Origin of the sequence: Bacillus sp. SJ-10 (assembly GCF_002843505.1) — a bacterium.
GTDB classification, from domain to species: Bacteria; Bacillota; Bacilli; order Bacillales; family Bacillaceae; genus Bacillus; species Bacillus velezensis.
Genome location: NZ_CP025258.1, coordinates 3507957 through 3533765, shown reverse-complemented (window position 1 = coordinate 3533765; position 25809 = coordinate 3507957). Strand labels below are relative to the sequence as shown.

Annotated in this window: 31 protein-coding genes and 1 riboswitch; of the genes, 20 read left to right on the top strand and 11 right to left on the bottom strand. The window is 46.6% G+C overall.

The annotated features are described in order from the left end of the window. The first annotated feature begins 53 nt into the window (after positions 1-53). The 3 genes from CXL14_RS17405 to spx all read left to right on the top strand — a co-directional run bounded on the left by CXL14_RS17405 (position 54) and on the right by spx (position 2511). A complete protein-coding gene (locus CXL14_RS17405) occupies positions 54-1250 on the top strand; it encodes a putative glycoside hydrolase (RefSeq protein ID WP_014417420.1) in 1197 nt (398 codons plus the stop codon). 108 nt (positions 1251-1358) lie between these two features. Continuing rightward, positions 1359-1937 (top strand): GNAT family N-acetyltransferase, encoded by a 579-nt coding sequence (locus CXL14_RS17400; RefSeq protein ID WP_007409110.1) that lies wholly within the window; start codon positions 1359-1361, stop codon positions 1935-1937. Between the two features lie 178 nt (positions 1938-2115). Next, complete coding sequence (gene spx, locus CXL14_RS17395) at positions 2116-2511, top strand: transcriptional regulator Spx (protein ID WP_003155034.1); 396 nt, start codon at positions 2116-2118, stop codon at positions 2509-2511. Between the two features lie 56 nt (positions 2512-2567). Here the strand turns inward: spx and CXL14_RS17390 are convergent, their stop codons facing one another. Next, complete coding sequence (locus CXL14_RS17390; protein ID WP_014417421.1) at positions 2568-3224, bottom strand: TerC family protein; 657 nt, start codon at positions 3222-3224, stop codon at positions 2568-2570. Between the two features lie 275 nt (positions 3225-3499). Here CXL14_RS17390 and mecA point away from each other — a divergent pair, with 275 nt between their 5' ends. The 3 genes from mecA to pepF all read left to right on the top strand — a co-directional run bounded on the left by mecA (position 3500) and on the right by pepF (position 7525). Beyond that, positions 3500-4156, top strand: a complete 657-nt coding sequence (gene mecA / locus CXL14_RS17385; protein ID WP_003155032.1) for an adaptor protein MecA — start codon at positions 3500-3502, stop codon at positions 4154-4156. Between the two features lie 151 nt (positions 4157-4307). Further along, positions 4308-5468, top strand: a complete 1161-nt coding sequence (locus CXL14_RS17380) for a competence protein CoiA family protein (protein WP_014417422.1) — start codon at positions 4308-4310, stop codon at positions 5466-5468. 227 nt (positions 5469-5695) lie between these two features. After that, the gene (gene pepF, locus CXL14_RS17375; RefSeq protein ID WP_003155028.1) at positions 5696-7525 is read left to right on the top strand and encodes an oligoendopeptidase F; all 1830 of its coding nucleotides are present in this window, start codon (positions 5696-5698) and stop codon (positions 7523-7525) included. Between the two features lie 37 nt (positions 7526-7562). Here pepF and CXL14_RS20250 read toward each other — a convergent pair whose 3' ends face one another. The 5 genes from CXL14_RS20250 to CXL14_RS17355 form a co-directional block, all read right to left on the bottom strand. Further along, complete coding sequence (locus CXL14_RS20250; protein WP_003155026.1) at positions 7563-7730, bottom strand: hypothetical protein; 168 nt, start codon at positions 7728-7730, stop codon at positions 7563-7565. Positions 7731-8016: 286 nt separating this feature from the next. Continuing rightward, positions 8017-8919 carry a protease adaptor protein SpxH gene (spxH, locus tag CXL14_RS17370; protein ID WP_003155024.1) on the bottom strand — a complete coding sequence of 301 codons (903 nt, stop codon included), beginning with the start codon at positions 8917-8919 and terminating at the stop codon, positions 8017-8019. After that, positions 8916-9314, bottom strand: a complete 399-nt coding sequence (locus CXL14_RS17365; RefSeq protein ID WP_014417424.1) for a globin domain-containing protein — start codon at positions 9312-9314, stop codon at positions 8916-8918. The genes spxH and CXL14_RS17365 overlap by 4 nt, the downstream gene beginning before the upstream one ends. 228 nt (positions 9315-9542) lie before the next feature. After that, entirely contained in the window at positions 9543-10229 is a 687-nt protein-coding gene (locus CXL14_RS17360) for a lytic transglycosylase domain-containing protein (RefSeq protein ID WP_014721000.1), read from the bottom strand. 4 nt (positions 10230-10233) lie between these two features. Then, complete coding sequence (locus CXL14_RS17355; RefSeq protein WP_014417426.1) at positions 10234-10806, bottom strand: CYTH domain-containing protein; 573 nt, start codon at positions 10804-10806, stop codon at positions 10234-10236. Between the two features lie 124 nt (positions 10807-10930). Here CXL14_RS17355 and CXL14_RS17350 point away from each other — a divergent pair, with 124 nt between their 5' ends. Genes CXL14_RS17350 through CXL14_RS17335 form a run of 4 tightly spaced genes read left to right on the top strand, consistent with a single transcriptional unit; the run spans position 10931 to position 13685 of the window. Beyond that, positions 10931-11296: a UPF0738 family protein gene (locus CXL14_RS17350; RefSeq protein ID WP_012117290.1), complete on the top strand. Its 366-nt coding sequence runs from the start codon at positions 10931-10933 to the stop codon at positions 11294-11296. Between the two features lie 27 nt (positions 11297-11323). Beyond that, positions 11324-11959, top strand: coding sequence for a GTP diphosphokinase (gene yjbM, locus CXL14_RS17345; RefSeq protein WP_003155019.1), 636 nt, complete (start codon positions 11324-11326; stop codon positions 11957-11959). Positions 11960-11976: 17 nt separating this feature from the next. Continuing rightward, entirely contained in the window at positions 11977-12777 is an 801-nt protein-coding gene (locus tag CXL14_RS17340) for an NAD kinase (protein WP_003155018.1), read from the top strand. A 14-nt stretch (positions 12778-12791) separates the two neighbouring features. After that, a complete protein-coding gene (locus CXL14_RS17335; protein WP_014417427.1) occupies positions 12792-13685 on the top strand; it encodes an RluA family pseudouridine synthase in 894 nt (297 codons plus the stop codon). A 32-nt stretch (positions 13686-13717) separates the two neighbouring features. Here the strand turns inward: CXL14_RS17335 and prpE are convergent, their stop codons facing one another. Next, the gene (gene prpE, locus CXL14_RS17330; protein WP_007409101.1) at positions 13718-14467 is read right to left on the bottom strand and encodes a bis(5'-nucleosyl)-tetraphosphatase PrpE; all 750 of its coding nucleotides are present in this window, start codon (positions 14465-14467) and stop codon (positions 13718-13720) included. Between the two features lie 227 nt (positions 14468-14694). Between prpE and CXL14_RS17320 the strand changes: the two genes are divergently transcribed. The 10 genes from CXL14_RS17320 to CXL14_RS17275 all read left to right on the top strand — a co-directional run bounded on the left by CXL14_RS17320 (position 14695) and on the right by CXL14_RS17275 (position 23606). After that, positions 14695-16539 carry a monovalent cation:proton antiporter family protein gene (locus tag CXL14_RS17320; protein ID WP_014417428.1) on the top strand — a complete coding sequence of 615 codons (1845 nt, stop codon included), beginning with the start codon at positions 14695-14697 and terminating at the stop codon, positions 16537-16539. Positions 16540-16592: 53 nt separating this feature from the next. After that, positions 16593-16701, top strand: a riboswitch (TPP riboswitch). 87 nt (positions 16702-16788) lie between these two features. Beyond that, positions 16789-17496 (top strand): thiaminase II, encoded by a 708-nt coding sequence (gene tenA / locus CXL14_RS17315; protein WP_015417218.1) that lies wholly within the window; start codon positions 16789-16791, stop codon positions 17494-17496. Next, on the top strand, positions 17474-18091 hold the full coding sequence (tenI, locus tag CXL14_RS17310; protein WP_014721002.1) for a thiazole tautomerase TenI: 618 nt from the start codon (positions 17474-17476) through the stop codon (positions 18089-18091). Before tenA ends, tenI begins: the two co-directional genes overlap by 23 nt. Then, positions 18075-19184 carry a glycine oxidase ThiO gene (thiO, locus tag CXL14_RS17305; protein WP_014417430.1) on the top strand — a complete coding sequence of 370 codons (1110 nt, stop codon included), beginning with the start codon at positions 18075-18077 and terminating at the stop codon, positions 19182-19184. The genes tenI and thiO overlap by 17 nt, the downstream gene beginning before the upstream one ends. Next, positions 19181-19384 carry a sulfur carrier protein ThiS gene (gene thiS / locus CXL14_RS17300; protein ID WP_007409096.1) on the top strand — a complete coding sequence of 68 codons (204 nt, stop codon included), beginning with the start codon at positions 19181-19183 and terminating at the stop codon, positions 19382-19384. Before thiO ends, thiS begins: the two co-directional genes overlap by 4 nt. After that, positions 19381-20151 (top strand): thiazole synthase, encoded by a 771-nt coding sequence (gene thiG, locus CXL14_RS17295; RefSeq protein ID WP_007610655.1) that lies wholly within the window; start codon positions 19381-19383, stop codon positions 20149-20151. Before thiS ends, thiG begins: the two co-directional genes overlap by 4 nt. Further along, positions 20148-21158: a thiazole biosynthesis adenylyltransferase ThiF gene (thiF, locus tag CXL14_RS17290; protein ID WP_014417431.1), complete on the top strand. Its 1011-nt coding sequence runs from the start codon at positions 20148-20150 to the stop codon at positions 21156-21158. The genes thiG and thiF overlap by 4 nt, the downstream gene beginning before the upstream one ends. A gap of 22 nt (positions 21159-21180) precedes the next feature. Then, the gene (thiD, locus tag CXL14_RS17285; RefSeq protein ID WP_014417432.1) at positions 21181-21993 is read left to right on the top strand and encodes a bifunctional hydroxymethylpyrimidine kinase/phosphomethylpyrimidine kinase; all 813 of its coding nucleotides are present in this window, start codon (positions 21181-21183) and stop codon (positions 21991-21993) included. 130 nt (positions 21994-22123) lie between these two features. Beyond that, positions 22124-22900 (top strand): enoyl-ACP reductase FabI, encoded by a 777-nt coding sequence (gene fabI, locus CXL14_RS17280; RefSeq protein ID WP_003155001.1) that lies wholly within the window; start codon positions 22124-22126, stop codon positions 22898-22900. A gap of 97 nt (positions 22901-22997) precedes the next feature. Further along, positions 22998-23606, top strand: a complete 609-nt coding sequence (locus CXL14_RS17275; RefSeq protein WP_014417433.1) for a CotO family spore coat protein — start codon at positions 22998-23000, stop codon at positions 23604-23606. A 58-nt stretch (positions 23607-23664) separates the two neighbouring features. Here the strand turns inward: CXL14_RS17275 and cotZ are convergent, their stop codons facing one another. The 4 genes from cotZ to CXL14_RS17255 all read right to left on the bottom strand — a co-directional run bounded on the left by cotZ (position 23665) and on the right by CXL14_RS17255 (position 25794). Beyond that, the gene (cotZ, locus tag CXL14_RS17270; RefSeq protein WP_003154997.1) at positions 23665-24108 is read right to left on the bottom strand and encodes a spore coat protein CotZ; all 444 of its coding nucleotides are present in this window, start codon (positions 24106-24108) and stop codon (positions 23665-23667) included. Positions 24109-24253: 145 nt separating this feature from the next. Then, entirely contained in the window at positions 24254-24736 is a 483-nt protein-coding gene (locus CXL14_RS17265; RefSeq protein WP_003154995.1) for a CotY/CotZ family spore coat protein, read from the bottom strand. Positions 24737-24886: 150 nt separating this feature from the next. After that, positions 24887-25387, bottom strand: a complete 501-nt coding sequence (gene cotX, locus CXL14_RS17260) for a spore coat protein CotX (RefSeq protein WP_014417434.1) — start codon at positions 25385-25387, stop codon at positions 24887-24889. A 92-nt stretch (positions 25388-25479) separates the two neighbouring features. Beyond that, positions 25480-25794, bottom strand: coding sequence for a hypothetical protein (locus tag CXL14_RS17255; RefSeq protein WP_014417435.1), 315 nt, complete (start codon positions 25792-25794; stop codon positions 25480-25482). Between the last annotated feature and the right edge of the window lie 15 nt (positions 25795-25809).

Here is a 25809-nt window from a genome sequence, read left to right as displayed (position 1 = left end):
TTTATTAAGCCTGCTCCCGTTTTTCTATAATGGAAAAAAAGGGGGAGATCAGTATGAAAACCATTTTGTGCGCCATTTGTGCGGGACTGTTTATCAGTGCAGCCGCTTATCCGGCCCACGCCGCTGCGAAAGAGGAGCAGCCGCTTGTAAAAATAGCGCTGGCTGAAAAAGAACTGCCGAAATCAAATTCACGGTTCGCTTATCCGTCAGGGCTGCATTTTACACATCCTGATAAGGTGCGGGGCATTTACGTCACAGGGCATTCAGCGGGAGGAAGCAAATTCGGGGAGCTGACAGACTTTGTGGACAAAACGGAGCTCAATACAATGGTGATTGATGTCAAGGACGACAACGGAAACCTCACCTTTAAGCCGGACGGCCATTCTGAGTATGCCAAAATCGCCAAGCCGTACATCAAAGATCCAAAAAAGATGATGAAAAAGCTGGAGGAAAAAAAGATCTATCCGATTGCGCGTATTGTCGTATTTAAAGACAGCGAACTCGCGAACAAAAAGCCGGAGTGGTCCTTTAAAGAAAAAAACGGAAGTGTCTGGAAAAACGGCCGCGGCGAATCGTTCGTCAATCCGTTTATGAAAGAAGTATGGGATTACAATGTAAAGATTGCAAAACAAGCCGTAAAGATGGGTTTTCAAGAAATTCAGTTTGATTATGTCCGTTTTCCTGAAGGATTTGAAAAACGTGATGACGAACTGACATACGGTCACGGCGATTACGGAAAAACAGCAGACAGCAATGTGCAAAAACGCGTTCACGCCGTCACCGATTTTGTCGGTTATGCGAAGAAAAAACTCAAGCCGTACGGCGCGGATGTGTCGGTTGATATTTTCGGCTATTCTGCCACGCTGCCGGAAGCGCCGGGGATCGGCCAGAATTTCAGCAAGATTTCAGAACAGGTCGATGTCATTTCATCCATGATTTATCCGAGCCATTGGACAAGCTATTTCGGCATTGATAAACCGGATCTTGAGCCTTACAATGTCGTCAAAGAATACGCGAAGGTGGAAAATAAAAAACTGTCTAAGCTGAAACACCCGCCTGTATCGCGTCCGTGGCTTCAGGACTTCACGGCATCATATCTCGGCAGCGGAAATTATCAAAAGTACGGAAAACGCCAGGTGGAAGAACAGGTTAAAGCGCTGCATGATGAAGGAATTGACGAATTTTTGCTGTGGGACGCGGCAAACCGTTATACCAAAAACGTCGATTACACACCATTTTTAAAAAATTGAAACCATGTTAAAGGATCACACGTCTTAATAGATGTAAGATTGTTTAAACAATCGGAAATGGGGTATATCTAAAAGTGTGAAGACAACGAACCCATAAGGAGCAAATGAATGAACTGGTACGAAAAGCTGAGTGAATATTTTCCGATTGAAGAAATGAAATCAAAAGCGCATATGGAAGCTCTGTTAAAGGAGCAAAGCGATGTTTATCATAAAGAAGAGGGGCAGTACCACGTGCTGATGTATGCGGAATTTGACTCTTTCATCTTTATTGATTACCTGTTTGTGTCAAAGAAATCCAGAGGACAAGGCCTCGGAAGCAAGCTGATCGGCAGGCTGAAAAAGAAAAACAAGCCGATTCTGCTTGAGGTGGAGCCTGTTGACGAGGATGACACGGATACACAGAAACGCTTGCGTTTTTATCAAAGAGAGCATTTCAAGCACGCGCAGTCAATCGGGTATCGGCGCCGGTCATTGGCTACGAATGAAGTGAACAAAATGGAGATTCTGTACTGGTCACCTAAGACGGAATCAGAAGAAGAAATGTTTGAAGCGATGAAACAGACATATGAAAACATTCACACTTATAAAGATGAAAAATGGTACGGAGAATCATACGAAAAAACGGATGAAGTTCTCAAAGTCATTGATGAGAAAAAACGAAAAAACATTTTCGATCAGCTGAGCTAATTGAGAATGGGGAAAAATCCGCCAGCCGTAAATTTGCCGGATTGACACATTTTTTTCTCAGGAGACTGTTCACACTTACTTTTTTATAGTATAATACCTATAAAGATTCCTTTTTTAAAGTCATTTCAATTTGAGAATACAAACATGTTCATCCTACTAATTAGAGGAGTGAAGATTAATGGTTACATTATACACATCACCTAGCTGTACGTCATGCAGAAAAGCAAGAGCTTGGCTTGAAGAGCACGAGATTCCGTTTGTAGAGAGAAACATTTTCTCCGAGCCGTTATCAATTGATGAGATCAAGCAGATTCTGCGTATGACTGAAGACGGTACGGATGAAATTATCTCTACCCGTTCTAAAGTATTCCAGAAACTGAACGTAAATGTTGAATCTATGCCGCTTCAAGACTTATATACTTTGATCAATGAGCATCCGGGACTGCTCCGCCGTCCGATCATCATTGATGAAAAACGTCTGCAAGTCGGCTATAACGAAGATGAAATCAGACGATTCCTGCCAAGAAAAGTGCGTTCTTTCCAATTAAGAGAAGCACAGCGTCTTGCCAACTGATATAAGCTTACGATAGCATGGAAAAAGCCCAAAACCATCGCGGTTTGGGCTTTTTGTTATTTTTCAGTCTGCTGGTAAATCATACTGGCGAGGATAACAAATACGACGGTCAAAATCGGCAGCATCATTTGTATAATGCCGTGTTCTGCCATGAAAAATGACAGCTTGCTGTCTCCGGCAATCATTTCACCGCCGGTAAATGCGAGAAGACCGCTCCCGGCGTACATCAATAAAGGCATTTTGTCCATGGCGGCATGAACGAGCTTGCTGCCCCAAATGATAATCGGCACCGAGATGAAGAGGCCGATCACTACAAGTGTCAGCTCACCGTGAGAAGCGCCGGCTACTGCGATGACATTGTCAAGCGACATAAAGATATCAGCCAGAACGATTGTGCGGATGGCTTTCCAAAGAGAAGAACTGCTTTTCACATGCTGCGCATCTTTCTTCTCAATCAGAAGCTGATAGCCGAGATACAATAAAAATACCCCGCCTGCGCATTGTAAAAAAGGAACATTCAATAAATAGACCGCAGCGCTCGTCAGAACGATTCTCAAGACGACTGCGATAAACGTTCCGAAGATGATCGCTTGCTGTCTTTGTTTATGAGCCAGATTCCGGCTGGCCATCGCGATGACGACGGCATTGTCGCCGCCGAGAATAAGGTCAATCCCGATAATAAGCAGAAGGGACAGCAGGTAATCGTGCGGCATGGTAACACCTCGCTTATAGATCGATTGCTTGTACAGCTAATATATGAAGCAGTGCGCTATTTATGATGGGAACCGGGAGAAAGCCTGTTTTTCGGTGTGAAAATGCTTTTTTATTTCTTTTATAACTGTTTTATCATAAAATAGAAATATAAAGAATTTGCGCTGTCCTCTATAAGGTTAAGATGTGGACGGAATGGGTAAAGTGTAGTAAAGTACTATTCATCGGGAGCTTAGATGTCCCTTCAACATCTTATAAAGAAGGGAAGGTTGGCAAAATGGAAATAGAAAGAATTAATGAGCATACTGTAAAATTTTATATGTCTTATGGTGATATTGAAGATCGCGGTTTTGACAGAGAAGAAATCTGGTACAATCGCGAGCGCAGTGAAGAACTGTTCTGGGAAGTCATGGATGAAGTGCATGATGAAGAAGAATTCGCTGTCGAGGGTCCTCTTTGGATTCAGGTTCAGGCATTGGACAAAGGACTGGAAATAATCGTAACAAAAGCCCAGCTTTCAAAGGACGGACAAAAACTCGAACTGCCGATCCCGGAAGATAAAAAACAAGAGCCGGCAGATGAAAATCTCGATGCTTTACTTGATGATTTCCAGAAAGAAGAGCAGGCCGAGAGCCGGGAAGATAAGGAGCAAAAGCTTCAGTTCACTTTGCGGTTCGATGATTTTGAGGATCTCATCTCGCTATCAAAATTGAATCTTAACGGAATCAAAACGACCCTGTATTCGTTTGAAGACCGATATTATTTATATGCAGATTTTTATGAGCAAACTGATGAAGAGGTTGAAAATCAGCTAAGCATCCTGTTGGAGTACGCGCACGAATCATCAGTCAGCATTCACCGTCTTGAAGAATACGGCAAATTGGTGATCGCTGATCATGCGTTATATACAATAAAAAAACACTTTGCATCATAACAAACCGATTTCTCTCAGCAGAAATCGGTTTTTTTTGTTCTGAATGACACGATGAACGGCTGAAAACCGTATAACGGGCTCTCATCCGCAAACAGGATTATGCCTTCTTCCTGCTGAATACAACAAGATTCAGGAAAGGAGAAGATGCAACATGTTCAGTGCTGTGACTGCCGACGGACGGCTCATTCAGCTGGCCGGAAGCTATTCAAAGGAAAAAGCGGCGGAGCTGAGAAAGAAAAGCTGGTTCTGCCCTGTTTGCAAAAGTGAGCTTGATATCAAACTGGGACGGGAGAAACTGCCGCACTTCGCTCATAAAAAAAGCAGGCTGTGTCCGGGGGAATCCGAACCCGAAAGCGAATACCATCTGGAAGGAAAAAGGCAGCTTTTTCTCTGGCTAAAGACACAAGGGTGCAGTGTCAGCCTGGAACCGTATCTGACTTCCGCTGGACAGCGGCCTGACTTGACGGCAGTAAGCGGAGAAGAGAGGCTGGCTTTTGAATTTCAATGTGCGAACCTTTCGGCGGACTCTTTAAAGAGCCGGACGGCAGGCCTGAAAAATGCCGGTTACCGGCCGGTCTGGATCATCGGGGCAAAACGGTTAAAACGGATGGCCACGCAATTTTTCCGGCTTTCTGCTTTTCACTGGCAGTTCTTTGAAGTCCATTCATTTTCCTCCTTACTGTTTTACTGCCCCGACGCCCGCTCCTTTTACAGGCTGCATTCCATCACTCCGTTTTACACCGGCTATTCTTATGCCGGCTTAACCGCAATCCCTCTTCACAAAGCAAACCTGAACGACATTTGTCATCCGGAAGGGCGGCACAGCGTCAAACTTTCCTCGTGGGGACGTGCCGTAGCCGGCTTCCGCAACAAAAGCGGGCGGTTTTTATCTGAAGATGCCGGTCTTATCCGGCGTCTTTTTTACGAAAGACATCAGGTTGCATTTCCATTTCTCCCCTCTGAAGTGTTTATTCCCGTTTCAGCGGGCTTTGTGTTTGCAAGTCCCGTTTTTGTGTGGCAGAGCCATTTATACTTGCGGCTTGAGGAACTTTTTAAAAAAGGCGCGCCGATCCGATTATCCGGCATGGTTCATGATTTACGGCAAAAAATCAGGGGTAAGGAGATCCGGATGAGGTATGGTTCACAAGATAGCCTTATCGGAATGGCGGTAAAACAATATGCTGATTTCTTATGCTTGCAGGATTTTTTAAGGGAAATTGAGAATGAAGTATATATGCCCTCATCTCCATGGAAGCGCCCTCAAACGGCAGAAGAGCTGCGCCGGCGGGATCTGCTCTTTTTTGGGGAATGAGAATGCTTCATTTCGTTCACCCTAACGTCAAGGTGGTGGCGAATGTGAGGGGCGTACAAGCATTTTGTTTTCGTTTTTTCACTGTATTATTGGTATGCTCGGTCTTATATGCCGCATATGATTTGACAAAAGGCAGTGAAAAGCCGGAAGATAATCACAACACAAGTTTTTGGAGAAACAATCGTTTTTTCAATTGGCTTGAAGTAAAGAAAACGAGGGGGATCACCATGACTGAGGAAAATAAAGCAGCACAGCTGCCTGACAGAAGTGAAGTAAAGGCAGAGCATACATGGAGACTAGAGGATATTTTTCCTAGTGATGAGGCCTGGAATAAAGAATTTCAAGCAGTTAAAGAATTAATCCCGAATTTATCTTCTTTTAAAGGAACGCTTGCTCATTCGGCTGACAATTTATACGCGGCGCTTACGGCACAGGATGAAGTGACGAACCGCCTTGGCAAACTTTATGCATACGCGCATATGCGCTCAGACCAGGATACGGGAAATTCTTTCTACCAAGGGCTGAACGACAAAGCCGCAAGCCTGTATTCCCAGGCTGCCAGCGCGACTGCTTACATTGAACCGGAAATTCTGGCGATTCAGGAGGACAAGCTGCACCAGTTCATTCTGGAAAAAGAAGAGCTTAAGCTTTACTCCCATGCAATTGAAGAAATTACAAAACAGCGCCCGCACGTGCTGAGCGAACAAGAAGAGGCCCTGCTTGCGGAAGCCTCAGAAGCGCTGTCGTCGCCTTCCAATACATTCAGCGTTTTAAATAACGCCGATATTACATTTCCGTCGATTAAAGATGAAAACGGCAAGGAAACTCAAATCACACACGGCAACTTTATTAATTTTCTGGAAAGCAGCAATCGTGAAGTCCGCAAAAACGCATTTGAAGCTGTATATAAAACATACGGACAGTATAAAAACACGATGGCGACTACACTCAGCGGCACTGTGAAAAAAGATAATTTTTACGCCCGTGTGAAAAAATATAAATCAGCACGGGAAGCGGCTTTATCCAATAACAGCATCCCTGAAGAAGTTTACGATAACCTTATTAAAACGATAAATAAACATCTTCCGTTATTACACCGTTACATTGACCTGCGGAAAAAGGTGCTCGGCCTTGATGAAGTCCATATTTATGACCTGTACACACCGCTCGTAAAAGATTCGGGAATGAAGGTCACATATGAGGAAGCGAAAGATTATATGCTCAAAGGACTTGCTCCGCTGGGCGAGGAATACGCGTCTATTTTAAAAGAAGGACTTGAAAACCGCTGGGTCGATGTATACGAAAACAAAGGAAAACGCAGCGGTGCTTATTCGTCCGGTACATACGGCACGAATCCGTACATCTTGATGAACTGGCATGATAATGTCAATAATCTGTTTACGCTCGTTCACGAGTTCGGCCATTCCGTGCACAGCTACTATACGAGAAAATATCAGCCGTATCCGTACGGTAACTACAGCATTTTTGTCGCTGAAGTCGCTTCAACGACTAATGAAGCGCTGCTCGGTGAATATATGCTGAACAGCTTAAAGGATGAAAAACAGCGTCTGTACCTGCTCAACCACATGCTTGAAGGATTCAGAGGCACAGTGTTCAGACAGACGATGTTCGCTGAATTTGAGCATCTGATTCATACGAAAGCGCAGGAAGGCGAGCCGCTGACGCCTGAACTGCTGAACGAACTTTATTATGATCTGAATAAAAAGTATTTCGGTGACAACATGGTGATTGATAAAGAAATCAGTCTGGAATGGTCAAGAATTCCGCATTTCTATTACAATTATTATGTGTATCAATATGCGACAGGCTACAGTGCGGCCCAAGCGCTGAGCAGCCAGATCTTAAAAGAAGGCAAGCCTGCGGTGGAGCGCTATACCGAATTCTTAAAAGCGGGAAGCTCGGAATATCCGATCGACATACTGAAAAAAGCGGGAGTCGATATGACATCGCCTGAACCGATCGAGGCGGCCTGCAAAATGTTTGAAGAGAAGCTGAACGAAATGGAAGAGCTTCTTTCGAAAGTGAACCCTTCGTAATTCAAAAAAGCCTGTGCATAAGTTGCGCAGGCTTTTTCTAAAACCCTTTAAACGTTTTTCTGTGATTCAGCCGGTACAAGGCAAACAATATGGACAGAAACAGCAGGGGAGATGTAATGTAAATCGGCAGCATGTGCATCATGGCCAGCAGATTTAAAAAGAAGAAAAACACAATCATTCCGATGATCAATACGGTGCGGAGCATTGATTTCCCTCCTTGTTTTTCATTGATATATTCTATGAAAACAAGCAGTCAGTTATGTTTTGTGACAAAAATATGAACATTAATCTTATGGCTTGTCAAAACTCGACAAGATTTGATATGATAAGGATGTGAAATTGATCACAAACAAACATTACCCCTTTGTTTGACCGTGAAAAATTTCTCCCATCCCCTTTGTTGTCGTTAAGACATATGAAACCGCGCTTATCCCGGCGCGGTTTCTTTATTTGCACAAAAAAAAGCCGGCTCCGTAAGGAATCAGCTTTTTTTAATGATCACAACAGGTGACATCCTCCTGAGTGCCGGCCAGAGATTTCCAAAACAGGCCGTGCTTTGCTTCCACTCTGGCGACCTTTTTGGCGAATGCCAGTTTTTTCATTTCTTTTTCAACTTCTTCTAGACTCAAATCATAAACGAGTGCGATTTCTTTCGATGCGACAAACCGGAAATATTCAATGAAACATTCCAAAGGCGGCGTTTCAGAAGGCTTCGGTTCATCCCCGAGCATTTCGAATAAGATCTCTTCGTATACGTCATAAGAATAGTTGCCGGGAACCTTCAGCCCTTCATCATCATGCAGGCTGTTAAAGAACGTCAATGTCGGGTTGACGGTGACGTCCATTTCCGCCGCGATTTTCATATCGCACTGAAGCGCTTTTACCGCGCTTTGCGAATGGAGGTCACGCTTGAATTCTTCAACATCCAATTTCGTCTTTTCGGCAATTTCTAAAAGAACGTCTTCATCTGTAATATTCTGCTTGGAGACAAACAGGCTTTCCTGCATGCTGCGGAGAAACAGAATGCCCGCTTTTCTTCCCTGCAGTTCAGCCGCTTTTAAAGCGAGTGCGGCAAGGTAGGGCGATGAAAGAGGCTGATCCTGCTCGAGCCAAAGGCTTCCGTCACAGGGCATCCCGGAACGGTTCGCAATTTTTTCCCAAGCTTCGGCAAGAAGGTGTTTTTTCCGCTTTTGCTTATTCAGCGATGTAATGCTCGCGGAAACAATGATCCGCAGCGTAAAAAAACGTCCGTATTTGATTTTTAATTTTTTTATGGCGGGCTCCAGCGACCAGCATTCAGGACATAAAGGGTCGACAAACATGTAAATTTCGAGCGGTTTTTTTGGATGTCCGTGGCAATGGGCGAAGTATTGCTCATGCTGATAATTCGTCAATATGATCGATCCTCCGCTTCTGACTGGTTTACCATATGCCTGGCCGTCAGTTCCAGACGCCCGTACAGAAATTCACGAATATCGCCCTCCAGCCCGACCTGATCCATCGCTTTGCTCATACAGCTTAGCCACGCATCAGCCCTCTCGTCCGTAATCGGAAAGGGGAGATGCCTTGCCTTGAGCATGGGATGTCCGTGCTCTTCAGTATAAAGAGGAGGTCCGCCCAAATACTGGGTTAAAAATTGCTTTTGTTTTCTGGCCGTTTCAGTCAAATCACTTGGAAATATCGGCTTCAGCAAGGGATGAGACGAGACACGCTCATAAAAAGTATCAACAAGTTGCGATAGAAGTTCCTCTCCAATCGCTTCATATGGTGCGTTAAACGATTGTACCATGTTGACTACTCCTTTATATGGCTAATAGGAATCATAATTCCCATTGCGAATTTATCTTTTTGTTTTACTATCTTCAGTTACTGTATATTTTAGCAATAACATTTTATTTCTACAAACAAAGTGCCTTTCTGTCAGGCGCTTGTATTTCATATCATATCACATCGCCTTCATTCATGTGTAAGATTTCACTCCGCAAAAAAACCAGAGGGCGAAGGAAGCCTCTCTGGTTTACGCGTAATACTGTTTGGTTATGTTTTTGACATACTGCTGTGTTTCCTTAAACGGCGGAATGCCTCCGTACCGATCTACGTTGCCGGGGCCTGCGTTGTAGGCGGCTAACGCGAGAGATACATCTCCGTCGTATTTCGTGAGCATCTGCTTTAAGTACTTCGTGCCGCCCTCAGCGTTCTGGACGGGATCAAGCGGGTTTGACACCCCGAGTGATTCTGCCGTGGAAGGCATGAGCTGCATCAGTCCCATTGCCCCCGCACCGCTGACCGCTTTCGGATTAAAGCCTGATTCCTGTTTAATAACCGCGCGGATCAGCTTTTCGTCCACACCGTATTTTTCGGCCGCTTTCTGAATGGCGCTGTCTATTGAAAAGTTTCCGGTGCTGATGTCAGAAGCCGCATTCGCAGACTTTATGCTTGGGGAAGCGGTCTGTGAAGCTGCCGCGGAATCGGATGAAACGGGAATTCTCGGTGAATATGAAGCGTGAGCGGTCCGCACACCGTTTAAAATCCCTGATTCCGGCTGCTGCCGGACGGCTGTGTCCGTATACTGGCTGAGAAGCGCGCTGAAATTGGCAAGCGGGCTTTCTGAAGATTGTCCGCCTGAAGCCGTGCTTGTATGAGAGATTGATTGCAGCGCCATTGATTGCAGCTGGAGAAGGGCCGCCCAATTCGTTATATTCACTGTGTCATTCCACCTTTTTTTGTTTCTGTTCATAAAAACGCTGGATTTTATTTTTCGTGATCCGCTCTGGGATGCCGAATTGCTTGAGCAATTGTTCAAACGCCCGTTTTCCTTCATCCCAGTCAGCAGCCTCGAATTCCAATTCAAAGTCTTCTTTCTCTAAATATCGGCTGTGATCTAAAATGATTAAGCCTTTTTCTGATTCTTTTTCCGCGCGTGCGGTCGACAGCGTTCCGAAATAGCAAATGTGTTCTGAGTTGATTCCGAGACCTTCCAGCTGACGTTTGACGGGGCCATCCGGAATCTTGAAGACGTCAAGATCAGGTGCCGCAAGCTCTTGATGGGTTTCCAGCAGACCGACCGCGGCAGGTTCTTTTAACGTCAGGACGAACGCGCCGTCTTTTTCTCGGATGCGGAGTGCTGATTTTTTTTGTTTCAGGGAAAAATCTTTCGTGTCGAAATAATGATTGACCTGCTGTTTAAAATCATGTTCTTTCATGCAGAGTGCTTCACTCAGCTTCAGAAATTCTGATTTTGTCAGCAGGTTTTTGAATTCAATTTCTATTTCTTGGGTCATGACAGTCTTCCTTTCAGGACGAAAAATTGTATAATTCCCATTATCTCTTTAGAGGTTACGTTTATCAATATCGACCTTGATATGATAAAATAAATGCTGTACTTTGTTAAAAAAGGAGAACATTATGCAAAAGAGAATTGAAATCCAAAATGCATCATTAACAGAAGACGCGCTCCGCTTGAAGTGCGGAGAGGACTTAAGCGGAGCGGAACGCAAAGCCTCAGGTCAAATGCTTGTTGATTCCGATCACTTTGCTTTTGTATACATACTTGAATCAGCTGACTCTTTTGAATATGTCATTATAAAAGAACATATCTGGCCGGATCTGAAAGAAGCCTTAGACCAAAGAAAGCCGGCGGTCCTTGAGGCCGGCGGAAAAACGGTTGAACTTTCAGGGCTGCATGAAGAACTCGATTATCTTCTTGAAAATATTAAAGATAATGCAAACTACGGAGATATGGAAGAAAAAGTGAAAAACGTATTTCTTTAGAACAGGTTCGGAATTGGGGGATGTACGATGGATGACAAACAATGGGAGCAATTTCTAGCGCCATACCGCCAGGCTGTTGAAGAATTAAAGGTGAAGCTGAAAGGCGTCAGAACCCTTTATGAGTATGAAGATGACCACTCACCGATTGAGTTTGTGACAGGCCGCGTGAAGCCGGTGGCGAGCATACTTGAAAAAGCGAGACGAAAAAGCATACCGCTTCATCAGATTGAAACGATGCAGGATATCGCGGGGCTGCGTATTATGTGCCAATTTGTCGATGATATCCAGATCGTCAAAAATATGCTGTTTGCCAGAAAAGATTTTACCGTTGTCGATAAGCGGGATTACATAGCAGAGCATAAGGAAAGCGGATATCGGTCTTACCACCTTGTCGTTTTATATCCTTTACAAACAACGTCCGGTGAAAAGCACGTTCTTGTGGAAATACAGATTCGGACGCTTGCCATGAACTTTTGGGCAACCATTGAGCATTCACTGAATTACAAATACAGCGGGAACATTCCCGAAAAAGTAAAGCTGAGGCTGCAGCGGGCCTCAGAAGCCGCATCCCGGCTCGATGAAGAAATGTCAGAAATCCGCGGAGAAATCCAGGAAGCCCAAGCCGCGTTCTCGCGAAAGAAAAAAGCGGGAGACCGCCAGTAGGAAAGGAGGGGAATGGCATGAAATTTGCCGTTTCTTCAAAAGGAGACGAGGTTTCAGATACACTGAAAAGCAAAATACAGGCGTATTTACTCGATTTTGATATGACCTTGGATGAAAAAGAGCCGGAAATCGTTATTTCCGTCGGCGGTGACGGAACGCTTCTTTACGCATTTCACAGGTACAGCGACCGTCTCGATAAAACGGCGTTTGTCGGAGTTCACACGGGGCATTTGGGTTTTTATGCCGATTGGGTTCCGCAGGAGATAGAAAAGCTCGTTCTGGCCATTGCCAAAACGCCGTATCATACCGTGGAGTATCCCCTTCTTGAGGTGATTGTCACTTATCATGATGAAGAGCGTGAGGAGCGGTATCTGGCTTTGAACGAATGTACGATCAAAAGCATAGAAGGCAGTCTCGTCGCTGACGTGGAAATTAAAGGCCAGCTGTTTGAAACGTTCAGGGGGGACGGTTTATGTCTGTCTACGCCTTCCGGAAGCACGGCTTATAATAAGGCGTTAGGCGGCGCAATCATCCACCCTTCCATCAGGGCGATTCAGCTTGCGGAAATGGCATCCATCAACAACAGAGTGTTCAGGACTGTCGGTTCGCCGCTTTTGCTTCCCGATCATCATAACTGTGTCATCAAACCGAGAAACGACGTCGACTTTCAAGTCACAATTGATCATTTAACCTTGCTGCATAAGGATGTCAAGTCCATTCTATGCCGTGTGGCAAATGAAAAAGTCAGATTTGCAAGATTCCGCCCTTTTCCGTTTTGGAAAAGGGTGCAGGACTCCTTTATCGGAAAAGGCGAATAGAAAGAGGAAACGGATTGGACAACTTTTTTATCCAAAAGAACATGACTGCCCGGGAAGCCGGCATGACGATAAAAGAATATACGGCGCAGCTCGGCATTTCAAAGCGGCTACTCGCTGACATTAAATTCGGCGGGGGAGACCTGCTTGTGAACGGAGAGCATGTAACCGTCCGCACCGTGTTAGCGGACGGAGACGTGCTTAAGATTGAATTTCCGAAGGAGCATGTGAGTGAAACGCTTTTGCCTGAGCCGGTTCCGCTTGATATTCTTTATGAAGATGACCATGTGCTTGTGGTCAATAAACAGCCGTATGTCTCCTCAATTCCATCAAGAGAACATCCGTCGGGAAGCATCGCTAACGGAGTGATCAGCCACTACCGAAAAAGCGGCGTGCCATCAACGGTTCATCTTGTCACCCGCCTTGACAGGGATACATCGGGGGCGATGCTGATCGCCAAACATCGGCTTTCCCATTCTCTTTTGTCAGCAGCGCAGAAGAAGGGGCTTGTCAGCAGGCGGTATCTCGCTGTCGTACACGGCATCATGCCGCAGAAGGAAGGAACGGTGGACGCGCCCATCGGAAGAAAACACGACAGTATTATTGAGCGGATGGTAACGCCGGAGGGACAACGAGCGGTGACGCATTTTCAAACGGAAAAAGCGGGACATGCGTTTACGCTTGCAGCCCTGCGGCTGGAAACGGGGCGGACGCATCAAATCCGGGTGCACATGAGCTACCTCGGCCATCCGTTAGTCGGTGATACACTGTACGGCGGAAAAAATGAGGGAATTGCGCGGCAGGCTCTTCACAGTGAGCGGCTTTCATTCGTACACCCCATGACCGGAGAAACGCTCGTTTTTCACGCCCCGGTGCCTGACGATATGAAAACATTAATTGAACACATGTAAAGCCCGAACCGTGTGCCGGTTTCGGGCTTTTTTCATGCCTGCCTGCCGTGATCCTCGCGAAATCGTGAAGCATCATACGGCATTGAGCTTTCCACAGAGACGGTTTCGTGCTCGGGAAAACGAAAGCCTGTCAGTTGATTGCCGAAGACGCAGCCTGTGTCAATGTTGATTGTACGGTTGACGATCCGGGGGCGTTTTACCGGGGTATGGCCGTAAACAATCCATGCCTTGCCTTCGTAAGCGGCGGCCCAGTCTCTTCTGACGGGTCTGCCGTCGGGATACGTTTCACCCGTGATATCGCCGTACAGAACAAATTCTTTTACCTTACGCGAGTATTTACCGATATCGTCAGCTTTTATGCCGGCGTGGGCGACAACGAGATCGCCATTATGTAAAATGTCATAAAGCGGCGCTGACTCATATAATCGGATGAATTGTCTGGAGACTTCCGTTCTGTCGGCGGGAGACAGCTCTTTCAGTTCGGCTGCCGTCGTTTCCAGTCCGTGCATCACTTTTACGGGGTTTCCTTTTAAGTAACGATACAGTTTGTTGCAATGATTTCCCGGGACATAACGGACGGCTCCTTTTTCATATGCTTTTGCCACAAAACGCATCACTTCTACGGATTTTGGGCCTCTGTCCGTTAAATCCCCCGCAAAGACAAGCGTCCTGCCTTCAGAATGAACGGGCGTTCCGTCTTTCACTTCATATCCGAGCTTTTGCATTAACGCGATCATTTCGTCATAACATCCGTGTATATCGCTGATGATGTCATAAGCCATTCGTGTCAGCCTCCTTATTAACGGTTTTTTATTTATTATGGGGCTAATTCCTATACCTAATTACGCTGTTTTGGTACAAATTAAAAAAGAATTAAAGAAATAAAGCCTTATCACTTTTTTTTCGCGTTCAGCCTTGTTAGAATATGCGTTATGTTTTTAAAAAAAAGTAAGGTTTCGCCCGCTTTAAGCGGGCTTTTATAGCCCTTGTTTTAAGGAGGTATTTACGAATGGAACACACATCAGTCGCATCTTTAGTCGTCGTTCTGATCGTCGCTTTTTTGACGCCGCTCCTTTTACATCGGTTTAAGCTCAGCATCCCCGTCGTCGTCGCGGAGATCATCATGGGGCTTATTATCGGAAAAAGCGGCCTGAATCTTGTCGTTCAGGGAGACACGTGGCTGGAGACGCTGTCTGTTCTCGGCTTTATCTTTTTAATGTTTTTAAGCGGCTTGGAAATTGATTTTTCTTCATTTGAGAAAGGGAAGAAAAAACAATTCCTTCCGAATGGCAAGGAAGCGCCCAACACGTTTTCTGCCGCACTGATTATCTTTTTCGGCATCTTTATTTTATCATTGCTGCTGTCCTATGCTTTTGTATTAGCCGGTTTTATACAAAACGCATTTTTAATGACGCTTATTATTTCGACGATATCACTCGGCGTGGTGGTCCCGACTTTAAAGGAAGAACGGATCATGAACTCCAATATCGGCCAGATTATCCTGCTTGTCGCCGTTATCGCGGACTTGGCTACGATGATTCTGCTCGCTTTCTTCTCTTCTCTTTACGGAGAAGACAGCGGAAATATGTGGCTTCTGTTGATCCTTTTTGCCGCGGGGGTCGTGCTGTATTTCTTCGGCAGGATCTTTAAACACCGTTCATTTGTGCAGTCGATGTCTAAAGGCACCGTGCAGATCGGCACGAGAGCCATTTTCACACTGATTATCGTGCTTGTCGCTTTATCGGAATCTCTCGGGGCGGAAAATATTCTCGGCGCGTTTTTGGCAGGCGTTCTGGTATCGCTTCTGTCTCCGAATAAAGAAATGGTGGAACAGCTGGATTCATTCGGATACGGGTTTTTAATTCCGATCTTTTTCGTCATGGTCGGGGTGAAATTGGACATTTGGACGCTTTTCCAAGATCCGAAAACATTAACGATGATTCCGCTGCTTCTGCTTGCGCTGTTTATCAGCAAAATGTTCCCGGTGTTTTATTTAAAGAAATGGTATGACAAAAGAACCGTGTTTGCTTCGGGCTTTTTGCTGACGTCCACGCTGTCGCTTGTTATCGCGGCGGCTACGATCGGAGAAAGGCTCCACATTATCAGCGCCAATATGTCCGGCGCGCTGACTTTAGTTGCGGTTATTGCCAGCATCATCTCGCCGATCGGCTTTAAGAAATTATTCAAGCGGCAAAGCGCGCCGCAGGAAAAAAAGCGCATTACATTTATCGGCGCCAACCAAATGACGCTTCCGGTTACGCTGGAATTGCCTGTGGAGGAATATGAAGTACGGGTCGTCCATGTGTATCAGGAAAATGCCGGGGAAACGCTTGCGGAATCGGTTTTTTCGGTTGACACGATTTCTGATTACGAGCCCGGCACGCTTGAGTCGCACGGTATTTTCAAAACGGATATTCTTGTCGTGGCGACGGGAAATGAAGATGTGAACGCCGAAATTTCCTTAATAGCGAAAGAGAAAGGGACTGAGCGTATCATCGCAAGCGTCGGCTCGGTTGAGCATGAAACAAAACTGAAGGAAGAGGGCATCAGTATTTTTTCTATCCTTCTGTCTACAAAGACGCTCTTGCGCGCATTAATTGAGGCGCCGGGCGTGATGAGCCTCCTGACGAATGAGGAGTCTTCGTTATATCAGATCAATCTGGAAAACCCGGCGTATAACGGCATCATTCTGCGGGAATTTCCGCTGATGGGCGATGTGATTTTCGTCCGGATTTTCAGAGGTGTGGACAGCATCGTTCCGCACGGAGACACGCGGCTGAAAACAGGAGACCGTCTCATCGTCACGGGCTCGCGCAACTACGTGTCGGAACTGAGAAAAATCCTTGAAGCTTGACCAAATTGCAATTCGTGATAATATAGAAGGCATAACAATTAAATCATTAATCGTATGACCACTAGGGGTGTCCTTCATAAGGGCTGAGATAAAAGTGAGACTTTTAGACCCTCATAACTTGAACAGGTTCAGACCTGCGTAGGGAAGTGGAGCGGTATTTTTTTGGGGTTCCTTTTATCCATTTAAATTCCAAACCACTTTTCCGATGCGGGAAAGTGGTTTTTTTATTTTATCAGGGGGGAAGACATGATGACATTTTCTGAAGAATGCAGACAGGCGGCTGCCGAATGGTGGGACGGAAGTTTTGTTCATCCGTTTGTAACGGGAATCGGTGACGGAAGCCTGCCGATAGACCGTTTCAGCTATTACGTGCTGCAAGATTCCTACTATTTGACGCATTTTGCAAAAGTTCAGGCGTTCGGCGCCGCATATGCCGAAGACTTGTTTACGACGGGCAGGATGGCGGGCCACGCTCAAGGGACATATGAAGCGGAAATGGCGCTGCACCGCGAGTTTACGGAGCTTTTAGGGATTACGGAAGAAGAGCGTGCGGCATTTAAACCGGCACCGACCGCCTATTCTTATACGTCTCATATGTACAGATCGGTGATGAGCGGCAATTTTGGAGAAATATTAGCTGCGCTTCTGCCCTGTTATTGGCTTTATTATGAAGTCGGCGAACACTTAAAAGAGTGCAAACCGGAGCATCCGATTTATGAAAAATGGATCGGTACATACGGCGGAGACTGGTTCAGACAGCAAGTCGAAGAACAAATCAGCCGTTTCGACGAGATTGCTGAAAACAGCACAGAGGACATCCGCGCGAAAATGAAAGAGAATTTTGTGATTTCAAGCTATTATGAATATCAATTTTGGGGAATGGCCTATCAAAAAGAAGGCTGGTCCGAGAAGGGCGGAAAAGAGGTGGAATCTTTTGGAGCTGCACGCGGTAACTGATAATCGCAAACCCGTTGCCGAGCTTGCCGAGGATATTCTTTCGATTCAGCGCGAAGTAAGCTTTATCCATATCCGTGAGCGGGATAAAACAGCGGGAGAGATCATGCAGCTTTTGTCCCTTTTGAAAAAGGGCGGTGCGGATAAGGACAAATTGATTATCAATGACAGGGCGGATATCGCGCTTTTTGCCAACATACACCGTGTTCAGCTTCCGTCCCGCAGCTTTTCCGTAAAGCAGGTGCGAAGCAGATTTCCCCATCTTCATATCGGACGTTCGGTTCATTCGCTGAAAGAAGCTATCCAAGCTGAAAAGGAAGATGCGGATTATGTGGTGTTCGGCCATGTATTTGAAACCGAATGTAAACAAGGACTTGAAGCAAGAGGCATCAGCCTGCTTTCAGAGATCAAACGCACGCTTTCCATCCCCGTCATCGCAATCGGCGGAATGACAATGCAGACGATCGGACACACAAAGCAGGCGAAACCGGACGGAATTGCCGTCATGTCAGGTATTTTCTCAGCTGAAAATCCTGAGGAGGCGGCAAAACGGTATGCACGCGCGGTAAGGGAGGCCGATTATGAAGAAGCACTATGATACAGCGGTGATCGGCGGCGGAATTATCGGGTGCGCCATTTCTTATGAGCTGGCGAAGACGCAGCAGAACGTTGTCTTGTTTGAAGCCGGAGAAGTCGGCCGAAAAACGACAAGCGCTGCCGCGGGAATGCTGGGCGCTCATGCGGAATGTGAAAACCGGGATGCGTTTTTTGATTTTGCCATGCACAGTCAAAGGCTGTATGAAGCGGCGGGGCAAGAGCTTGAGGAAGCTTGCGGCATTGACATCAGGCGCCATAACGGCGGAATGCTTAAACTGGCGTATACCGAAGAAGATATCGCCCGTCTACGGAAGATGGATGATCTGCCTTCCGTCACCTGGCTTTCAGCGAAAGATGCCCTTGAAAAAGAGCCTTACGCTTCAAAAGACATTCTCGGCGCAAGTTTTATAAAAGACGATGTCCATGTCGAACCGTACTATGTCTGCAAAGCGTATGCAAAAGGAGCGCGGCGCTATGGCGCTCACATATATGAGCATACACAAGTCACCTCCGTAAAACGGGTGAACGGAGAATATTGCATCACAACATCCGGCGGGGATGTCTATGCTGACAAAGTCGCAGTTGCAAGCGGTGTATGGAGCGGCCGGTTTTTCAGCCAGCTCGGCTTGGGACAGCCTTTTTTTCCTGTGAAGGGAGAATGCCTTTCCGTGTGGAATGACGATACCCCGCTGACCAAAACCCTTTACCATGATCATTGTTATGTCGTCCCGAGAAAAAGCGGCCGGCTTGTCATCGGCGCCACGATGAAACAGGGCGACTGGAGCGATACGCCTGACATCGGAGGAATTGAGGCCGTCATTGCAAAAGCGAAAACAATGCTTCCCGCCATCGAACATATGAAAATAGACCGGTTTTGGGCGGGTCTCAGGCCGGGAACAAGAGACGGAAAGCCGTTTATCGGGCGGCATCCTGAAGACAGCGGCATCATCTTCGCCGCCGGCCATTTTCGGAACGGCATCCTGTTGGCGCCGGCAACGGCTGAAATGGTGCGGGATATGATCCTGGAAAGACAGATTAAACAGGAATGGGAAGAAGCGTTTCGAATTGATCGCAAGGAGGCTGTTCATATATGATCCTTCAGCTGAACGGAAAACAAATTGATTGGAATCGAAATGAGGGGACGGTTCAGGATTTGCTTGAATCGTACCAGCTTGATCAAAGAATCGTAGTTGTGGAGAGAAATAAAGAAATCATTGAAAAAAAGAATTATGAAAATACAAGTTTGTGTGACCGCGATGTCATAGAAATTGTCCATTTTGTAGGAGGCGGATGAGGATGTTAACAATAGGCGGAAAACAGTTTCAGTCAAGATTGCTGTTAGGAACGGGAAAATATCCGAGTTTTGAGATTCAGAAAGAGGCGGTGGCTGTCTCGGAATCAGATATTTTAACCTTTGCGGTGCGGCGGATGAACATCTTTGAAGAGTCTCAGCCTAACTTTCTCGAACAGCTTGATTTGTCTAAATACACGCTTCTGCCGAATACGGCCGGTGCCGCAACGGCTGAAGAGGCGGTCCGAATCGCAAGGCTTGCCAAAGCTTCAGGGCTTTGTGACATGATAAAAGTAGAAGTCATCGGATGCAGCCGGTCACTTTTGCCTGATCCGGTTGAAACGCTGAAAGCATCAGAACAGCTGCTCGAAGAGGGATTTATCGTGCTTCCGTATACGTCAGACGATGTCGTGCTCGCAAGACGTCTTGAGGAGCTCGGAGTGCATGCCATTATGCCGGGCGCTTCCCCGATCGGTTCCGGTCAGGGAATTTTAAATCCGCTGAATCTATCCTTTATCATTGAACAGGCGAAGGTGCCGGTCATTGTCGATGCCGGCGTCGGATCTTCAAAAGACGCCGCCTACGCGATGGAGCTCGGGGCTGACGGCGTGCTGTTAAATACCGCTGTGTCAGGCGCTGATGATCCGGTCAAGATGGCCCGGGCGATGAAGCTTGCCGTAGAAGCGGGCCGCCTTTCTTATGAAGCCGGGAGAATTCCGGTGAAAGATTACGGAACTGCAAGCAGTCCGCGAGACGGTCTTCCGGTATGACGGACAGATATTCCAGACAGGAGCTGTTTCAGCCGATCGGTCCCTCCGGCCAAGAGAAGCTCCGGTCGTCTCATGCCGTGATTATCGGCGCGGGTGCGCTTGGGACGGCAAGTGCGGAGATGCTTGTCAGAGCAGGGGTCGGGAAGGTAACGATCGCTGACAGAGATTATGTGGAGTGGAGTAATCTCCAGCGCCAGCAGCTTTATACCGAAGACGATGTCAGACAGGAAATGCCGAAAGCCGCGGCGGCTGAAAAACGGCTTCGATCTATAAATAGTGATGTAGAGGTCGAGGGATTTGTCATGGATGTCACTGCGGAAAACGCACCCGGATTGATTCGTGACGCCTCTCTCATCGTGGATGCCGCCGACAACTTTGAAACGAGGCTGATTGTGAATGATGCGGCTGTGCAGAAAGGGATTCCCTTTCTGTACGGCGCCTGTGTCGGCAGCTACGGGCTCTCTTTTACCGTCATTCCCGGTGTCACGCCGTGCCTTCACTGTCTGCTTGAGACATTGCCTTTAGGCGGTATGACATGCGATACGGCGGGAATCATCAGCCCGGCTGTATTGCAGACGGCCGTTTTTCAGGCAGCAGATGCGCTGAAGCTGTTAACGGGCGGATCTATCGAGCATGTTCTCCGTTCCTTTGATTTATGGAAAAATGAACGGTCAGAAATAAACGTCGCCCGTCTTAAGTCGGCTGATTGCCCAAGCTGCGGCACAAACGATTATCCGTTTTTATCCTATGAAAATCAGACAAAAGCGGCGGTTCTGTGCGGGCGGAACACGGTGCAGATCAGAACGGGGATCTCCGAACAGTTTGATCTGCAAAAACTTGCAGGACAGCTCAGACGGACAGGGCTTGATGTTTCAGCCAACCCGTATTTAATTTCGTTTTGCACAGACAAGTTCAAGATGGTTCTGTTTCGTGACGGCAGAGCATTAATACACGGCACAAGTGATATCAGCAGAGCGAAATCCTTTTATCATAAATGGATCGGATAATGCGAAAGGAGAGAAAAACATCATGAGCATATGCAAAGCATTGACGATTGCCGGATCAGATTCAGGAGGCGGTGCCGGTATACAGGCGGATCTCAAAACCTTTCAGGAGCTCGGCGTTTTCGGGATGTCAGCCATTACAGCGGTAACCGCCCAGAACACTTTGGGCGTTCACGGCATTTATCCGCTCACCCGGGAAGCGCTGGGCAGCCAGATTGACGCGGTGGCGGAAGATTTGCGGCCTGACGCTGTAAAAACGGGAATGCTGTGGAGCGCGGAAATGATTGCGGAAATTGCGGAAAAAACGGATCAGTACGGGCTTGATCATGTCATCACCGACCCCGTCATGATTGCCAAAGGAGGCGCTTCCCTGCTGCGTGAGGAATCTCAGGCCGCGTTAAAAGAGCTGTTAATTCCGCGCAGCTATGCGGTGACGCCGAATGTTCCGGAAGCTGAGGTATTGACGGGAATGGAAATCCGAACGTTTGAGGACCGGAAAAAAGCGGCCGAATGCCTTTGCAAGCTTGGTGCAAAGCATGTCATCATAAAAGGCGGACATCAGCCTGAACAGGGGAGAATCGTTGATTTATTATTTGACGGTTCGTCTTTTACCCAAATCAGCCACGCTTATATTGACACCAAACACACCCACGGAACAGGCTGCACGTTCGCAGCCGCGCTGACGGCGGAAACGGCAAAGGGGAAAAACATTCAGACCGCGTTTGAGACAGCCGTCAATTTTGTGCGGGAAGCCGTGGAACATACGCTTGGCATCGGAGAGGGACACGGCCCGACCAATCATTTTGCCTTTAAAAGGAACAGTCTGCAGACGAGATAAAAAAGAGACCGCTTCAACATCCGCGGTCTTTTTCCCATGCTTTCAATCTGGACAAGGTTATGATATGATAAAAATTAAGATCAGGTACTAAAACTATGTCTTTAAGACGATTACAGGAGGCTTTATACATATGAATTTCTCACTTGAAGGCCGCAACATCGTTGTGATGGGCGTTGCCAATAAACGCAGTATCGCATGGGGAATCGCCCGTTCGCTGCATGAAGCCGGAGCGCGCCTCATTTTCACTTACGCGGGAGAGCGCTTGGAAAAATCAGTTCATGACCTTGCGGCTACATTAGAAAGAAATGATTCCATCATCCTTCCGTGTGATGTGACAAATGACGCTGAGATCGAAACTTGCTTTGCGAGCATTAAAGAGCAGGTCGGCGTGATTCACGGCATCGCGCACTGTATCGCGTTCGCAAACAAAGAAGAGCTTGTCGGCGAATATTTAAATACGAACCGCGAAGGATTCCTGCTTGCGCATAACATCAGTTCTTACTCTCTGACAGCGGTTGCAAAAGCGGCGCGTCCGATTATGACTGAAGGCGGAAGCATCGTTACACTCACTTACCTCGGCGGAGAGCGCGTCGTTTCAAACTATAACGTAATGGGTGTGGCAAAAGCGTCTCTTGATGCGAGCGTCAGATATTTAGCCGCTGACTTAGGAAAAGAAAACATCCGCGTCAACAGCATTTCAGCAGGACCGATCCGTACGCTGTCTGCAAAAGGAATCAGTGATTTCAACTCTATCCTGAAAGAAATTGAAGAGCGCGCGCCGCTGCGCCGCACGACAACACCTGAAGAAGTGGGCGACACGGCTGCATTCTTGTTCAGTGACCTGTCAAGAGGCATCACGGGCGAAAATCTTCACGTTGATTCAGGATTCCATATTACCGCTCGTTAAATAACAAGCAGTCCCTTTCAGGGATTGCTTTTTTCTTTCTTCTGATTTTAATCATTCCGTCATATAAATAAAACATGACAGAATCGGAGGGATGAAGATGTCAAAACAAAACAGAAACGCGGAAAAAAAACCGCTCATGTATATTGTTCAGGCGGATTATTCAGACACGCAATCATCAATGCAGGACATATTAATCAAAAAAAGGAAAGCGCCTCAGCCGCCGGAAGAAGAGCCGATGCATGAAAAGCGGGAGGAAGAATGTAAAACTCAGCCTGAAGGAGCAGTGGCTGTCGAACCAGAAAAGCAAGTGCCTGAACAGCACAGCCGCACAGAAGAAGCCGTTCAAGAAGTTCCGGCGCAAGCGGAGCAGGACACTGCCAAGCCTGACGCCGCTAAAAAAGAGCCTGATACCGCTGAAAAAGAGCCTGAAGCGGTTCACAATGCCGCCCCAGAGGAAAAGGTTCCGCCAAAGCGCGTGAAAAAGCCGATGAGCAGAATGTCCATTCTTGAAAAAATTGATTTCTTAACGAAGCTGCCGCATAATATGCCGCGGACCCTTTGTCTGATAGAAGCCAACGGGAAAACCTACAGAGGCGTAATCGTCGGCAGAAAAAATAATGCGATCTTCCTGCGGACGACAAGCAACGGAGCGCCGGCAGAACTCGCGATAGACGATATTACCTCGCTGCATCCGCTTGGATTTTAACCATACAAAAAGCTGCCTGAATTCTTTAATCCGGCAGCTTATTTTTATGCTTTTTGATTTAAGAATGTGTGCGGTTGATCAGTCTCGGGTTCAGGCAATTGATGGCACAGAAGCTATGGAGATCGACTTCAACGCAATAGTTCGTTTTTTCTAAACGGAATACATCGCAGAGAGAGTCTTTATCTGTAAAATCAAGAATGTGCTTATGCTCGTCAAAAGCAATAAGCAGGCTTAATGTGGCACAGCCGTCACAGACCCTTTCAACTCTGAAAAAAACGGTGTTAAAACACGGACCGTTATCCAGCTCGCCGACATTTCCGAATGCGGTAAACGGTGATGATTTAGAAGTGAAAAGCACAAACGGCACTGTATCGCCTAATGAAAAACCCGGCGATAAAAGGTTGGAATAGCATCCGGCCGGGCAATCTTCCTCAACCGCATTTTGCAGGTCTTCAATATTTTCTACCGCTTCACGCACACAGTATGTTGTATGCTTGCTCATAATATCCCTCCTGACTTCACGTTTTATATACCGGATTAAACGATATCGGAGAGTCAGCCGCCCGGAAGTCCGGGCGGGCTGATGATTGCATCTGTAATAGAAGGTTGGAAGGGGATTCTTCTTTAGGAAAGATGCGAATCAATGACTATCCGTGATGCTTTTTCTCTTTGTGCGGCTCAGGCCGGTCAACAAGCTCCGGTGAAAGGCATTGAATGGCGCTGAAGCAGCTCAGATCAACTTCAATGCAAAAATCTGTTTTTTCTAAACCGAAGAAATCCGGGTCACAAGGATGGCAGACGCTGAGGGTGTCGCCGTGCACATCTACGGGGCGCAATACTGAAAGCGTTGCGCAGCAATCACAAACTCTTTCTGCCCGGAAGAAAATAGACTCGAAGCACTGGCTGTCATCCGCAAATCCTCCGACGTTCCCGAATGTGGAGAACAAACCGCCTTTTTTATCAAACAAGAGAAACGGGATGGTATCTTTACCGGTAACCGTCGGGCTTAACAGATTGGTATAGCATCCAGTCGGGCATTGTTCTTCAACAGCCTCTTGTTCTGCTAAAATCTTCTCGACTGCATCGCATACACAACTTTCATCTCGGCCATGGTGTTTTCCGCAGCTCATGGATTTCAGCTCCTTCTTTTAGGGTATTTGACTTTTGTCTTTAACAACATATGTACGCGAGCCTCACTTGGTGTGGGTGAACGTCTATATATTCATCATATGCGGAGAAAATAAGAAAAAGCAGAGCATTTTTAGCTCTGCTTTTTCTTTTTAGAGGATCAGGGTGATGACTAAGATGGCAACCAGTGTATTTGTCGCTGTTGAGATCAACACTGCGATATCGGCATCTACTGTTGTCACGTTTACGCCGCGGGAGTTTTCGATGAGCAGTTTTTGACGGTTGATTTGTTTGTTAGCTGTTAGCTGCAATAAGTCTTGTGCGACCAATTCAGCGATGACTCCGTCAGCGATTGAAGTGAGAGTGGCCGTTACGACTGCTGCATTAAGAGCTGTCATGACTGAAGCGACTGCCTGAACGTCTGTTGACGTTACGTTAATATCACAAGAGTCTCTGATAATAATCGCTTCTTCAGAAACTTGTTTGTTGAGATTCGCTTGAGCCAGGTCCTGGTCGATGAAGGCATTATCTTCGCCGAATCCGTTTCCGTTACAGCAAACACTGCATCTTCTGCCTTCTTTTTCTTCTTTTTCTTCTCGCGGATGTTCGCATTCAGGATCAAGTGCAACCCAAGAGTATGGTCTGCTTTCCATATCTATTCCTCCTTTTCTTTTACTAATATTAAATGAGCCGGCCCCTTACTTTGACTCAGGCATCTATCCTGATAAAAATCACTATTTTTTAGTTATTGACCGGGATTTTGGCGTCTTTGCCGGAGCTGTTCGATTAATTGTTCTCTGCGGGTTTGCGGATTTGTCTGCTGTTCTTGCGCTTTTTCCTGCTCTTTTTTCTGTTTCTGGCTTTCAAGAAAAGCTTCTGATTTCGCCTGCATGTCTTTGACTAATGCGATCAGCATTTCTTTTTCTTCATCAGGGATATCCCGCATTTTATCCTTTGTCACGCCGTGTTTTTTGAAGACATTGCTGACAAGCACTTTTAAAAGCGGATCCACTTCTGGTAGACTTTCGAGTTCTTTTTTTAATTTTTCGTTATCTGCCATTTGTTCTCACCTCTA